Annotated in this window: 12 protein-coding genes and 1 riboswitch; of the genes, 2 read left to right on the top strand and 10 right to left on the bottom strand. The window is 45.7% G+C overall.

The window, feature by feature from the left end; genetic code table 11:
- Window positions 1-77: 77 nt before the first annotated feature.
- Window positions 78-1,553: a DHA2 family efflux MFS transporter permease subunit gene (locus AC3WT9_RS21975; RefSeq protein ID WP_341380223.1), complete on the top strand. Its 1,476-nt coding sequence runs from the start codon at window positions 78-80 to the stop codon at window positions 1,551-1,553.
- A gap of 167 nt (window positions 1,554-1,720) precedes the next feature.
- Here the strand turns inward: AC3WT9_RS21975 and AC3WT9_RS21970 are convergent, their stop codons facing one another.
- The 5 genes from AC3WT9_RS21970 to pnuC all read right to left on the bottom strand — a co-directional run bounded on the left by AC3WT9_RS21970 (window position 1,721) and on the right by pnuC (window position 7,678).
- Entirely contained in the window at window positions 1,721-2,392 is a 672-nt protein-coding gene (locus tag AC3WT9_RS21970) for a YdeI/OmpD-associated family protein (protein WP_492407948.1), read from the bottom strand.
- Window positions 2,393-2,521: 129 nt separating this feature from the next.
- Window positions 2,522-3,925, bottom strand: coding sequence for a phytase (locus AC3WT9_RS21965; protein ID WP_341380225.1), 1,404 nt, complete (start codon window positions 3,923-3,925; stop codon window positions 2,522-2,524).
- Between the two features lie 315 nt (window positions 3,926-4,240).
- Window positions 4,241-5,632, bottom strand: a complete 1,392-nt coding sequence (locus AC3WT9_RS21960; protein ID WP_341380227.1) for an amino acid permease — start codon at window positions 5,630-5,632, stop codon at window positions 4,241-4,243.
- A gap of 163 nt (window positions 5,633-5,795) precedes the next feature.
- Window positions 5,796-5,876, bottom strand: a riboswitch (glycine riboswitch).
- A gap of 117 nt (window positions 5,877-5,993) precedes the next feature.
- Window positions 5,994-7,004 (bottom strand): AAA family ATPase, encoded by a 1,011-nt coding sequence (locus tag AC3WT9_RS21955; protein ID WP_341380229.1) that lies wholly within the window; start codon window positions 7,002-7,004, stop codon window positions 5,994-5,996.
- Window positions 7,001-7,678 (bottom strand): nicotinamide riboside transporter PnuC, encoded by a 678-nt coding sequence (pnuC, locus tag AC3WT9_RS21950; protein WP_341097331.1) that lies wholly within the window; start codon window positions 7,676-7,678, stop codon window positions 7,001-7,003. The genes AC3WT9_RS21955 and pnuC overlap by 4 nt, the downstream gene beginning before the upstream one ends.
- A gap of 269 nt (window positions 7,679-7,947) precedes the next feature.
- Between pnuC and AC3WT9_RS21945 the strand changes: the two genes are divergently transcribed.
- On the top strand, window positions 7,948-8,976 hold the full coding sequence (locus AC3WT9_RS21945; RefSeq protein ID WP_341380231.1) for a helix-turn-helix domain-containing protein: 1,029 nt from the start codon (window positions 7,948-7,950) through the stop codon (window positions 8,974-8,976).
- A gap of 135 nt (window positions 8,977-9,111) precedes the next feature.
- On the opposite strand, the gene AC3WT9_RS21940 is transcribed toward AC3WT9_RS21945, so the two are convergent.
- The 5 genes from AC3WT9_RS21940 to AC3WT9_RS21920 form a co-directional block, all read right to left on the bottom strand.
- On the bottom strand, window positions 9,112-10,008 hold the full coding sequence (locus AC3WT9_RS21940) for a sensor histidine kinase (RefSeq protein WP_341380232.1): 897 nt from the start codon (window positions 10,006-10,008) through the stop codon (window positions 9,112-9,114).
- A 22-nt stretch (window positions 10,009-10,030) separates the two neighbouring features.
- A complete protein-coding gene (locus AC3WT9_RS21935; RefSeq protein WP_341380234.1) occupies window positions 10,031-10,792 on the bottom strand; it encodes an ABC transporter permease in 762 nt (253 codons plus the stop codon).
- The gene (locus AC3WT9_RS21930; protein WP_341380236.1) at window positions 10,785-11,708 is read right to left on the bottom strand and encodes an ATP-binding cassette domain-containing protein; all 924 of its coding nucleotides are present in this window, start codon (window positions 11,706-11,708) and stop codon (window positions 10,785-10,787) included. The genes AC3WT9_RS21935 and AC3WT9_RS21930 overlap by 8 nt, the downstream gene beginning before the upstream one ends.
- Window positions 11,709-11,791: 83 nt before the next feature.
- Complete coding sequence (locus AC3WT9_RS21925) at window positions 11,792-12,484, bottom strand: response regulator transcription factor (protein ID WP_341097340.1); 693 nt, start codon at window positions 12,482-12,484, stop codon at window positions 11,792-11,794.
- 250 nt (window positions 12,485-12,734) lie between these two features.
- Window positions 12,735-13,466, bottom strand: coding sequence for an SMI1/KNR4 family protein (locus AC3WT9_RS21920; protein WP_341380239.1), 732 nt, complete (start codon window positions 13,464-13,466; stop codon window positions 12,735-12,737).
- Window positions 13,467-13,486: the final 20 nt, after the last annotated feature.

The raw sequence follows: 13,486 nt of genomic DNA, 5'->3' as shown, positions 1-13,486 counted from the left end.
AGGAATAATTCTTAATTACTGATATGATTCATTTTATTGACACTGTGTCGAAAAAGCAATGAAGAGGGGATTACACTGTGCAAGAAGACATTAAGAAAATAAATAAAGGAATCTTACTAACCATCTTAATTTTGGGTTGTTTCTTATCCACACTCAATCAGACGTTATTAAATGTCGCCTTAAGTAATTTAATGGATGTATTTCATGTCACGGCAACGACCGTACAATGGATTTCAACGGGCTTTATGCTGGTTAACGGGATATTAATTCCGATTACAGCCTATTTAATGAAGCGCTTTACAACGCGGCAATTATTTCTAAGCGCCATGTTATTTCTATTAATGGGCTCAATCATTTGTGCAGCGGCACCAAGCTTTATTGTGCTCTTAATAGGACGTATGATCCAAGCGGCCGGCGCAGGCATTATTATGCCGCTCATGATGAGTGTTGTGCTCGCTATCTTCCCTATTGAGAAACGCGGCAGCACTATGGGGCTGCTTGGACTGGCGATGATTTTCGCTCCTGCCATTGGACCGACGCTCTCGGGATTTATCGTCGAATATCATTCTTGGCGCTGGTTATTTATTGGCCTCATCCCCCTTGTCGTCATTGTCATAGTGCTGGCCTTCAAATATTTAGTGAATGTATCCGAAACGTCTAAGTCGAAGCTCGATGTAGTGAGCGTTCTTTTATCAACCATCGGATTTGGCTTAATCTTATACGGCTTCAGCAGCGCAGGCAGTAAAGGCTGGGACGATGCACTAGTGATCCTCTCCATAGGGATTGGGATCGTTGTAACGGCCCTATTCTGTATTCGGCAGATCAAGTCCGATGACCCGCTGTTAAACCTGTCTGTCTTCAAAAATAAAATCTTTACCTTAACGTCTCTAATTAACGTGCTAGTCACGATGATGATGTACGCAGATATGATTCTATTGCCTATTTATCTGCAGAATGGCCGTGGATTCACAGCATTTGATGCAGGGCTTCTATTATTGCCGGGTGCGCTTGTAAATGCTTTGATGTCACCCGTCACCGGTAAATTATACGACCGTTTCGGTGCGAAGCCATTGTTCATCATCGGTTTACTGTTTGTTATTCCATCCATGTGGGCGGTAACAGATTTATCTGAATCGACAACGTATATGTATTTAATGATTCGTACGATCTGCCTGCGAATTGGATTAAGCTTCATTACCATGCCACTTAATACGGCGGGACTAAATGCGCTGCCCAAGCAACTCGGTACACATGGTACAGCAGTGAATAATACCGTCCGCCAAATTGCCGGGGCGATTGGTACGGCTGTCGTGATTACAATTTATACAGTGCAGGCAACAAGCCATGCAGCTACAGTGATCCAGCAGAATCCTTCTACTACTGCTGAGCTCCTTAAATCCCTTACATCGATTTTAGGGGCAAGTGACGCCTATTACTTCATGATGATTTTATCCATTGCCGCATTTGTTATCACATTATTTATGCCTACGAAAAAGAAGATCATAATTGAAAAAAAAGCAAACGCAGTCAGCAAGGAAGAACCTCTGTTGTAACACGCATGAGCTAGCAATATTAAGTATATGAAGAAGAAAAGCCACTCTTTATGCGGAGTGGCTTTTCTTTTATTATGTTCGCAAACCAAAAATACGCATAGCGCATTCGACTGTGAATTGAGTTAATCCGTCATGCAAATCAAGATAAATTAATCCTGCAGTTCCATTTACGGCTTGTCTCTCCGGTAAATATCAATGCTTTTATACCCTTCACTCAGAATCCTCTTCATTTCCGCCCGCCGTTTTTCTCTAGTCTCCTCTTGTACGGCGCTGTATACATAACGGGCCCAATCCTTTCGGTAGCCGGGCGTAAGGGACTGGTAAAAATCCAGTGTCTCCGCACTATCCGTCAGATCTTGCTCCACAGCGGGGATCATAGAGGTGTAATCGTCCACACGTTGACTTGGCTTTGAGGATGCTTCCTTGTTCTTCCGCGCCTCCTCTTTGAATCCAACTACGGTAAACACATCATTTAAGCCCACCATACGTGCAAACTTCAGGTTGCCCGTGCCAATATAACCGTCCTCATCGGCTCCTACCCCTTCAAAAAGACTGTCTCTGTGAATATAGGTCGGATAAACCTTATTCCCCTTTTTGGGATAAGCGGCGAACAAATAGCCGCCTGTATTTAAATAGTTGTGATCAATCACTTTCTGGACGAGATTCTGTAGCGATTCCATATTGAGCACATAAGCAAAAATCAGATCATAACTGCTGGCTGTTAATTCAGTGTCATGCTCTGCTAATCCCGCTAAACTGTCGTCATCCTCTGGTCTGTACAATACAGCAACCTTTTTGAATTTGTGCATATTTAGCTTTTCTACAATTGTTTTAGCCATGTACGGACCCCCGTTATATGTTGTCTTTATCATAAAACAGCCCCCAAGATCCCTAAAACGTGGGATTGGAGGCTACTTGTGAGAAAATGTTCTTTGCTTTAAAACTTGAACGTTAGCTGTTAACAACTATCACTTCGCGCTGCGGTCCACGAGTTTATGAGGATCAACTTTATTGTCCATTAATAGCGGGGTCTTTGCACCTTTAGCAATTTGATCCCAGGCTACCACTTTAAAGTTTTGGTTAAGCTCTTTGCCATTGTTAATGTTGGAATCATCCTGTGCGATGAAAATGCCATAAGGGAACTGTTCGCCCAGTCCGAACCCGAGTACATCAATACCATCAGTCACTGAGGTGCCATCGGTCAATGCGCCATCGGCGATATTAAAGCTAGTGAGGTAAGCGTTATTGCCTTCACGGTCATATATCGCGTAGCTGTCACTGCCTTGGCTGGAGGCGATTAAATAACCGTTGCCGTCGGCACCGTAATAGAGAGTCAACCCTTCAATATCATCCTGCAATCGGCGTCCGTCCGCAATATCGACAGTGGATAGAGGTTTTGTGCCGCTGTCAGGCTCTGCATTATATTTGTATATCGCGTAATCCTCTTCCGCTATATACATCATGCCATACTCATCATCGGCTACCATTCCTTCTGATTGCGTAGAAAGCTTAAACTCGCGAACGAGCTTACCTGAAACTTTGCCCTTCCCGTTCTCAGTCAGCTCATATTGCTCAAATTCGCCTGCTTTACCCAGAACCAGAGCGTAATACTTATCCGATTTCAGGCTATGGTAAAGGCTGAAGCCGTATACCTCTTCCATCTTCGCTTTAATGGGCTCTGCTGCGATGTCAGTCAACTTCCCGGTTGCCCCATCCATGGCAAAAATATCGATCGTGTTCGTAGAACGGTTCGTCGCGCCAACAATATCTACTTTTTTATCGCCAAGCAGAAAATTATAACGTATATCAATATTATTCATTTTTCCTACTTTATAATTCTGAAGCTCTTTGCCGTTCAAATCATAGACGAGAATGCCTCCGCCTTTGTTCGTTGCAATGATTTTGGAATTCGCCGGGTTCGCAGAATCGAGCCAAATGGCCGGGTCATCGGCTGCATCCTCGCCATCTTCAACGGCTGCCGTCTCCACCTGGGCGGTTACCGGATACGGGGTGATGATATCCGCGGAATTGATGAACTTTGCATTTTCCGCCAGAATTGCTTGAAGCAGCTTGGAAGGAATGTACATCGTGCCATCGACTAATTTGACCTCCGCTGGAAGCTCGCCTGCTTTACCCGCTAGACGATATTCCTTATCGCCTGCCGTGAACGTGCCTGCGAATCCGTTCTTCAGCTTGACCAGTGCCGACTTATCGTCGCTATCCCAAGTGATAGTTGCTCCGATCCCATCCATATGCTTGCGCAGAGGTTCATATCCTTTTAGGTCTGAGGCGGATGCTGCATTAGTTGTTGCGGCAGGAAGTAGAGCGCCTGCAAGGAGTAGCGTAGATAGTACAGTTTCCCATGTTTTCATTGATGTTCAATGTTCCCCTCTATTGTTAGTAATTGCTTAACTATAGAAGATGAGTGTAAAAGACGTATTAACGGACAACTAGGCCTTTGTAAAATTTACAATGTAAATTCAAGATAGTATTTGATTATTTCTCAGCAGGGAATTTGCTCATATGATATAGGATACGACATTTATGATAATCTGGGAAATGAGTTAAACTCGATTGCGAGGGACACTGTTGCAATTACCCAGGATACTACTTCTGAAGATTTATTGTTCGGGACGACTCACCCGGCCGGAGCATATAAATTGGATCTATTAAAAGAGCGACCTCGGTCAGGCATCCATGGGATGTGATTCTGTACTGATTATTTTGCTGCTTCTTTCCCGCTTTCTCCGATTCGCCGAATACAAAACAAATAATAAAATAAACCATAACGGCGTCAATAATAAGGCCGGACGTGTTTCTTCAGCAAACAGCATAATAATGAGTATGATTGCAAACAACGCTAAGACTACATAATTAATAAATGGGGTGAACGGGGCTTTGAATTTTGACTTCGCCTGCAATTCGGGCTTTGTTTTCTTATACCGCACATGGCAGATCAGGACGATACCCCAAACCCAAATGAAACAAATGGCACTGATGGTTGTCACGATCCCAAAAGCAGTCTCCGGAATCAGCTTACTCAAAAGAGCTCCCACGGATAACACAAGCGTGGAGATGAAGAGCGCATTGCTAGGGACGTGATTTCGATTCAGCTTTGCAAAATTAGCTGGAGCCTGTTCATTCCTGCTTAAATTATATAGAATCCGGCTTGTTGAGAACATTCCGCTGTTACAGGCAGACGCGGCTGAAGTTAATACGACAAAGTTAATAATTCCAGCAGCAATCGGTATCCCGACTAAACTAAACGTTTTAACAAAAGGACTTTCTGCCGGATTTAGTTCTGTCCATGCGTTGATGGATAATAAGGCAATAATGGCACCCACGTAGAAAAATAGAATTCTCAAAGGGATTTTATTAATCGCTGATGGGATGGTTTTTTCTGGATTAGATGTTTCTGCTGCCGATACCCCCACCAATTCCACACCTACAAAGGCAAACACAACCATTTGAAAGGAAAGTAAGAACCCTGAAATCCCGTTCGGGAATACTCCCCCATGCGCCCAAATATTACTGACAGTAACCGTTCCGTTAGCTGTTTTGAATCCAATCACGAGCAGGATTGCCCCGATAACAATCAACGCGAGAATAGTCACTACCTTGATTAATGCAAACCAAAACTCTAATTCGCCAAAACTTTTTACAGTTAATAAATTGAGCCCTAATAAAATGATCAAACAAATGACGGCAGGAATCCATTGCGGGATATCAAACCAATATTGTACATATACGCCAACAGCTATAATATCCGCCATAGCCGTCATGATCCAACAAAACCAATAGGTCCATCCGGTTACAAATGCTGCGCGCGGTCCAAGATAATCTTCGGCGATGTCTGTAAAAGATTGATAACCCGCTTTTGACAACAGAAGTTCTCCCAACGCCCTCATAACAAAAAACACGGCAATACCGACGATTAAATAAGCAAAGATGATGGATGGTCCTGCGAGTTGTATAGCTTTACCTGATCCTAAAAACAATCCGGTCCCGATGGTCCCCCCAATTGCAATGAGCTGAACATGCCGATTCTCTAAATCTCTCTTTAGTTCTTGTGGTGCCATGTGAAACTCCCCCCTCTAAATTTAATAATTCTTTGTGAAATAATGAACAAGTAAAAATGACAATAAAAAAGAGACTGGATGCGCTCCAATCTCACGGTCATAAGAATATTAAATAAAATACACTCATTATTCTGACGATTATCAGAATAACAAATGAAATATCCAGTACTCTTCTGTCCTTTTGCCTGAGATTGTGAACCCTTCGGCGCCGGGGAATCCCCACGGTCTCTCCAGAAGCTGCTCCTGCTATAGTGTGATCCATAGCATTCATAGCTTAGAAATTATTTGATTATAGGATCATAACTTCTTTTAAATATTTTTCAATACTAATCATAGTCAAAAGTTTTGTCAATAACATTAATTACCACCGTGCTTCGCCAAAATAATTATGATAGGGCTTGAACGTTGCCAGTACTTCGTCTACCTTGCCCATTCGTTCCTCCAGGCTTCCCCGAAGCGTGATGTACGGAATCCGCCGCGCCTTCAAATCCGCAATAATTTGCTTATGGAAAATATGCCGCTTCTGATTCCCGCTGCGGTCCCATGTATCCTCGTAAGGAATATCGTCTTCACACAGGAAAAAAAGGTCATACCGCTGTGCATTTTCCAGGGCGATCCGGGTTAAGCGTTCAGGGGCCCGGCCGTGGTAATCCAGGGCAAACATATAAGTGGTGATCGCATTGGTATCGACAAAAAGATATTTATCCGCTTGCAGTAAAGCCCGCTCTTCCCGCTCCATATGGCCGACAGCAATTTCATCGAACGCCTCCAAGCCAATTCGGCGGTCCACCTGATGCTCCGTCCAATAATCGCGCCCGTATTCGCTCGCATAGGTTGTACGATACCGCCGGGCCAACGCTTCGGTGATCGTGGATTTGCCGGTAGACATCGCTCCCACAAAAACCACTTTTGTTATTAAATCCCGATATACGCTATCGCTCACATATTCCCGGTACTTGTAAGGATCCGAACGGACCATAGTAGCTGAAATCGGTACCTGCCCGCGGGCTTGATCCACCCTCCGGTCTACTGCGCCCAAAGCGATGCTCATATGCTCTCCGTAAAACTCGCTGGAGTAGAAATGTGTCACTTGCTCGCCTTTCAGTAACCCCAGAATATATTGCTCTTCCCTTATCTCATGCTCCCGGTTGTTAGAATACCCATCGGGACCGTCCCAGGCTTCAATCACCCGTACCGCCGGGTAGAGCTTGCGAATCCAGTTGGCCCGGATATGCAGCGGGATCGGGGTCACCGTCGTCTCATAGATCACTACAATCAGTTCATCGACCTCTTGCAGCGCCGTCTCGAACATAAACTGATGCCCTTTATGCAGCGGGGCAAACTTCCCGAGCGTCAAGCCAAGTCTCTTCATGCTGATACCTCCCTAGCTCCCTTGTTCCAATTGTAGTAGCCGTATACAGCGTTAACCAGATACGCACTCCACATGACGATCATCAGCAGGCCTTCACCGCTCCCCTCCAGCATTCGAATCACCCACAGCAGCACCGTGAACATATTGAGGACCATATAGACCAGCCATTGTTCCTTGAATCTTCGAACCATTAAAAGCGTGGCGACAACGGATAACACCGTCGTAATCGCATCAATATAAGGCGAATTCTGCCCCGGTATGAACGATAGACCCAGGCCCAGCAACAGGCTGCCTAATACGCAGAACGCCCCCACAAGGAGCAGACGCTTGAGCTCCAGCTGACGCATGGACAGCTTGCCGTTAGTCTGGTTATTTTTCCACATGTAGAAGCCAACCACATTCATAGGAACAAAGAAAAGCAGATTTAGCATAACCTCTCCAAACAAACCGTTGACGTAAGCCAAGTATGCATAACCAACGGTATTGTACATCCCAAACACATAACTCATCAGATTTCCCTTCGCCGCGAGCACCACGCACAGCACCCCGGTGATAAAGACCGTAAATCCGAATAAAGAATCCTTAGAAATCACCGTAAATCCAACAGCAATTGAGGTAAACAAAACCAGCCAGGTCAATTCAAACAGGTTCCAGCCGCCCCATGATTTATTCACTTGCATCCCCTCTGCTTTCATCCGATTTGTGCACCATAAGGTTAGTTCGTTCTTACTTTCAATTTGATAATAACATATTGTTAATATCATTGAAAGCAAAAAATGTACACTTGATGAATCGAATGATCCAAAGAGAGGCTTCGTGCCTTGTGGCCGCTAATGTAACTGATAAGTTAATTCGTTTAACCACGCGGTCATTGAGGAGATTTTAAACCACAAGTTATAATTCAAGGGACTAGTCGAACTGATAAAAATTGGAGGGTATTCAAATGAATATTGAGATCGGAAAAAAAATCAAAACCCTACGTTTACAAAAAGGAATGACTCAGGAAGAGCTTGCAACAAAATTGAATATGTCATCCCAAGCCATATCCAAGTGGGAAAACAACGTAACCATGCCAGATATTCAAATTCTCCCTGAGTTATCTGTGATTTTAGGGGTTACAATTGATGAGCTATTTGCATTATCTGATGACACACATCTAGAGCGTATTGAAAATATGATTAGTACCGAACATTTTATTTCCAAAGATGATTTTAATTATGCTGAACAATTTCTCAAAGAAAGGCTAACTAATGACGAAAATAAGGCCCCATGTCTCACATTGCTGGCTCAGTTACACATTCATCGTTCAGAGGAGCACCGTGAATTAGCTTCCCATTATGCCAAGGAGGCCCTGTTATTAGATCCACATAAAAAAAGTAATCATAATGCTTTACGGGATGCGGAGAATGGAGTCATTTTTGACTGGAACTATTCAAATCACCATAAACTTATAGAGTATTATAAAAATTTCGTGCCAAAACATCCAGATTACTGGCAGGGTTATGTATGGCTTATGAACCACTTACTTGCAGATGGCAGATGCGCTGAAGCTAAAGAAACTCTAGAAGGATTGAACAAAATCCATCCAGGTTATTTATATCAATTATATGGAGGACTGATCTGCAAGGAAGAAGGCAACCTTTCTCAGGCATTAGTTCTTTGGGAGCAGATGACGGATCTGTATCCTGATGAATGGCGAACGTGGTCCTTTAGGGGAGACTGCATGGCGAAACTGTGCAAATACGACGAAGCCATCGAATATTACACCAAAGGATACGAACTACAACCCAATCCCAAATATATAGATGCATTGATAGCAATTTCACATATATATGAGATTCAAGGAGAATATGATAAAGCTATTGAGAAGCTTCAAGAAATCATCGAACAATTGGAAAGTAATTGGGAAATCACAGAGGGTAAGGCAGTTGATTTTTATGCAAGAGAAATAGAATATTTCAAGAAGCTGTAAGTAAAGTGGCATAAACGACTAGCCCATCAATTACACCGCTTCCCCTGCTATATTATGGGGTGGATTTCAGTTCTGTTCACGAAAAGCCAATCAATGGAGCACGCTCCATTGATTGGCTAATTCGGTGTCCCGTGATCACAGCTTCCAATGGCAGGTCATCTTTAAGTTGCCCCCGCGCAGCTCCGCGGTCAGCGTACCGTTCATCTTGTCCATTAGACTTTTGGCGATAGAAAGACCAAGTCCCGATCCTTGGCCGGATCGGGTGCGGTCGACCGTGTAGAAGCGGTCAAATAGCAGCCTCACATCAATATCGGATAATTCCTTCGCTTCGTTAATGATCGTGAACTCGGCAATCTCAGGCTGTTGCTGGAAGCAAATTTTTACATGACCGGTCGCATGCTTGATAGTATTGGTAAGCAAATTCTCAATAACCCTCCGCACGGCTGATTCGTCGGCATATACGGCTACCTCTCCCTCCGGCATCCGGATATCCGGCGTAATATCCCGTTCGTTAAACCGGTCGTAGAAACCGACCAGAATGTCTGACAAGAGGACAGTCATTCCGATCCGCTCGGTCTTAAGCTGATAATCGGAAGATTCGATTAGGGATAACTCGAAGAAATCGTTCAATAGAGCTTGCAGCCGTTTTGTACGATTCTTAACGATGGTGAGGTATTCGTGCTTCTCCTCAGGCGTAATAGGCTCCGCTTCCAGCAGTTGAATATAGCCAAATATGGAGGTGAGCGGAGTACGGATATCATGGGAAATGTTCGCAATCGCCTGCCGCAGCTCATTCTCGGTTCGTCTTCTGCGGGCCTCCGCGTCGACTACGAGATCGGACTGGCGGTTAATTTGACCTGCAAGCGTTTCGAGCCTATGGTCGAATAGAGTCACGTCTATTTTTTTACCGGTTGTCCGTTCATTATAGTGACGCAGCTGCTCTGTCATCCGCCCCAGCTCCCGCCTCATCAGCAGCAGATGGGTAAGCAGGAGAGCCGCCACCGTAACCGATATGAGCGTTATGATAAGCAAGACTCTCCCGCCCCTCTCATTATTATTTAATTTCTTTTCTGCGGAACACGAGAATACCGAGTAGCGCGGATACGACAATCGTCAGCACTGGCACGAGCAGGAGCGCTGGCAGATCGCCGCTGGCAATACTGGGCTTGCCGATATCGTTCATCAGCTTGAAGATAGAATAATCATACACTGTAGTAAAGAAAGGGATGTACTCACCTAAGCCCCCCAAAATCGTATCAATCATTAGGAAGAAAATCATCGAGAAGCCGATCGTTTTACCGCTTTCGGTGAACACGGCAGTGAACAGCGCCCCGATCGCCGCATAGCCTGCAGTGTACAGCAGTGTCAGTCCTAGGACCCGCGGTATGAAGGACGCGTCAAACCCCTCCGGCAAATGGCCGAAACCTGAAAGCAGGGAAACCTCGGTCGTGCTTACGATCGGGAATACCAGAGAGATAGCCATGGCTCCGACCGAGAAGCCGATCAGTTTGGCGGTGAACAGCCGCCCTCTATCGTTGCCCGACGATGCGATCGTCTTCATGACACCCGTCGCATATTCATTGGCGATGAAGAATCCGGCCAGCGCTGCAACGCCGAATTTGATCAGATAGGCATTGCTTGCAATAAATTGAATCAGAAATTCGGCTCCCGTGAACTGCGGCTCTCCATTCGACTTATGGTCAAAGTAGTAGAGCAGTGGATAGACCAGTGAAAGAATGGCGGATATTAGCAGCAGCACGCGGAATGACCTGTCCTTACGCAGCTTGAACAGCTCGGATCTAATCAGATTATACATGCCGGGCACCCCCGATCCGCTTCATGAAATAGCTCTCCAGGTCTTCGCCCATCGGCATAAACTGCTCAATTTCCAGACCTGCGGAGAATAGCGTCGAAGATACTTTACCTGGCTGTTCGATGCGGCCAAACAGCTTAATCGCGCCGTCGGGCATCACTTCGAAATCGTTGGTGTGGAGTTCGTTCTGAATAACCGTTGCCGCTTTGTCCGGATCATCCGCTTTAATAAACACATATTGCTGACATTTATCATTCAATTCCTGAGCAGTGAGCTGCTCCAGCAGCTTGCCGTTATGAATAATGCCGTAATGGCTTGCCAGCAAATGCAGTTCGCTCAGAATGTGGCTGGAGATCAGAATCGTTATCCCTCGTTCGTGGTTGAGCTGCTTGAGCAGCTCGCGCATTTCGATGACGCTCATCGGATCGAGCCCATTGGTCGGCTCGTCCAGAATTAGAAATTCCGGATCGCTTAGCATGGCGATTGCCAGACCCAGCCGCTGCTTCATTCCAAGCGAGAAATTCTTCACTTTTTTCCTGCCTGTTTCCTGCAGTCTGACCAATTCCAGCATCCTTGGGACGCAGTCTTTGCCGGGGATGCCCCGGAGGAGCCGGTTCACCTCCAGATTCTCGGCGGCGGTCATGTGGGGGAAGAGCGAGGGGCTCTCGATAATCAGACCCATCCGCTTACGGGCCTGGGTCAACGCCCGCTCGTCGCTCGCGCCGAACAGCGCGATATTTCCTTCGGACGGAAAAGCAAGTCCGGTAACGATGCGCATCAGCGTCGATTTTCCGGCTCCATTCTGCCCAATAAAGCCATATATGGAGCCTTTACGGATAGATAAATTCACTTTATCCAGCGCTACGCTGCCTTTGAACTTCTTAGACAATTGATTCGTCTGCAATACATATTCGCTCATTGTAGTCTTGGCCTCCCTTATGTGATAGACCAAGTATAGAAACGAAAACTTAAGAGGAGCTAAAGCCAATCCTTAAGAATGTCTTAAGGCTTTAGCCGATAGCCCATGCCCCATACCGTCTCAATAAATTCGCTGCCGGGCGCAGCCTTCGCAAGCTTGCTCCGCAAATTGCTCATATGGACGTTGACCGTATTGTCGTCTCCGTAGTATGGCTCATCCCATACGCTTTCGTATAAATTTGCTTTCGTGAATACCTTTTTCGGTGCTGATAGAAGCAATGTGAGAATCTCATACTCCCGGGCGGTCAGCGCAACCTCCGCTCCCTCTGCCGTCACCGTTTTGGAATCGTGATCGAGCACAAGTCCCTTATGCTGCAGCACGCTCTTCACAGCCGGCGGAGCAATCTGCGCAAACCGGCGCAGATGGGAATCGATTCGCGCCGAGACTTCCTCGATATCGAAAGGTTTCGTAATGAAGTCATCCGCACCCCCGCGCAGCGCTGACACCTTGGTCTGCTGCTCACCCTTGGCCGAAATGATAATGACTGGCACGCCTCCCCGCAAGCGGATCCATTTAAGCAGCTCCTCGCCCGTCATTCCCGGCAGCATCAAATCTAGCAGTACCATGCTCCATTCCCGCTGCTCCAGATAGAGTAGCGCCTCTGTTCCGGAAAAGGCAGGCTGTGGCACATAACCGCTTTTTCGAATAATGCTGCACAGCAGCCGGCTGATGTCATTGTCGTCCTCGGCCACGAGAATATTTATTGAATTATCCATCTTTTCTCCTTGTATTATCCTTAATCAGCTGTCATTTAGATGTTCTATAGCCTATATGATAGACGATTTTTACCTCTATTTCCAGAATAGCCTTCCTGATGCGGCCCTTTCGGTGTTCGCTGGAATCCGGTGGTTTTTTATGCTATTCAAATGTTCCACGTGGAAATTCGAATCCGCTGTGATGAACATGAAAAAGATCAACCGAGCCCGGTTTTTTCGACCACAAATACTATCTCCCCGTCTCATCAATCTATTGCTTCAAAAATTCATCCACACTGATTTGCTGTAATTCATAATCCGCACCGATGGCTTTTAATTGGTCCTCTATGTTAGCCGCAACCCGATCAATGCCCTTATACACCAGTAGAGGTGCCGCCTCCAGATAAGTTTTGGCCAGCGCATAATCGCAGGAGAGTATCTTTTTGATGAACACCAATGTTTTTATTTTGTCGGTGCCCGGGCCTGTAATGAATACTTTGTAGTAATCCAACTGCCCGTCTTCGCCCATCTCCCATTCCTCCTCAATCCCCCTAGGAAGTAAGACGCTGTGAAGAAATTCGATAAGATTATCATAAGCAACAGAGAAATCCCAAGAACCCTCTCCATGCCTTGCAGTATAAATCACGGTATCTCCTCTGGAGAGATCCAGGCAATACGGGTCACCTTCATCCGACGCAATAACGAGATAATCGCGCGGCCAATCGGTAATGACCTCTTCCGTAACGGGATTATAATTGTAACCCGATTGGCCTTCAACCAAGTCCTTGGCGCCGTAAATAAATAAATTGATATATTCATCCGTGCTCCAGGAGACTGATTCGGGAACATAGTGCTTCAGAAAGTAAATGTACTCATCGGGCAGATTCCATTCACCGGAGACGGTGCGTATTGCCTGCTCTTCCGCCTCGGTTAGCAGCTGCATTGGATACTTCGCGTAAAAATCAGGGTTTTGCTGCCTTGTCTTCTCTAAAGCTGATTGCATTTTCTCCAAAACGTTGTCTA

The sequence above is a fragment of the Paenibacillus sp. EB106-06-01-XG199 genome, assembly GCF_058791575.1.
This window is presented reverse-complemented; position numbering and strand designations above follow the sequence as displayed.

Excerpts from the sequence above, each read along its gene's own strand:
- AC3WT9_RS21935 (WP_341380234.1), bottom strand. The coding sequence starts at position 10,792 with ATGTATAATCTGATTAGATCCGAGCTGTTCAAGCTGCGTAAGGACAGG.
- AC3WT9_RS21945 (WP_341380231.1), top strand. The coding sequence starts at position 7,948 with ATGAATATTGAGATCGGAAAAAAAATCAAAACCCTACGTTTACAAAAA.
- AC3WT9_RS21955 (WP_341380229.1), bottom strand. The coding sequence starts at position 7,004 with ATGAAGAGACTTGGCTTGACGCTCGGGAAGTTTGCCCCGCTGCATAAA.
- AC3WT9_RS21925 (WP_341097340.1), bottom strand. The coding sequence starts at position 12,484 with ATGGATAATTCAATAAATATTCTCGTGGCCGAGGACGACAATGACATC.
- AC3WT9_RS21965 (WP_341380225.1), bottom strand. The coding sequence starts at position 3,925 with ATGAAAACATGGGAAACTGTACTATCTACGCTACTCCTTGCAGGCGCT.
- AC3WT9_RS21960 (WP_341380227.1), bottom strand. The coding sequence starts at position 5,632 with ATGGCACCACAAGAACTAAAGAGAGATTTAGAGAATCGGCATGTTCAG.
- AC3WT9_RS21970 (WP_492407948.1), bottom strand. The coding sequence starts at position 2,392 with ATGGCTAAAACAATTGTAGAAAAGCTAAATATGCACAAATTCAAAAAG.
- AC3WT9_RS21930 (WP_341380236.1), bottom strand. The coding sequence starts at position 11,708 with ATGAGCGAATATGTATTGCAGACGAATCAATTGTCTAAGAAGTTCAAA.
- AC3WT9_RS21920 (WP_341380239.1), bottom strand. The coding sequence starts at position 13,466 with ATGCAATCAGCTTTAGAGAAGACAAGGCAGCAAAACCCTGATTTTTAC.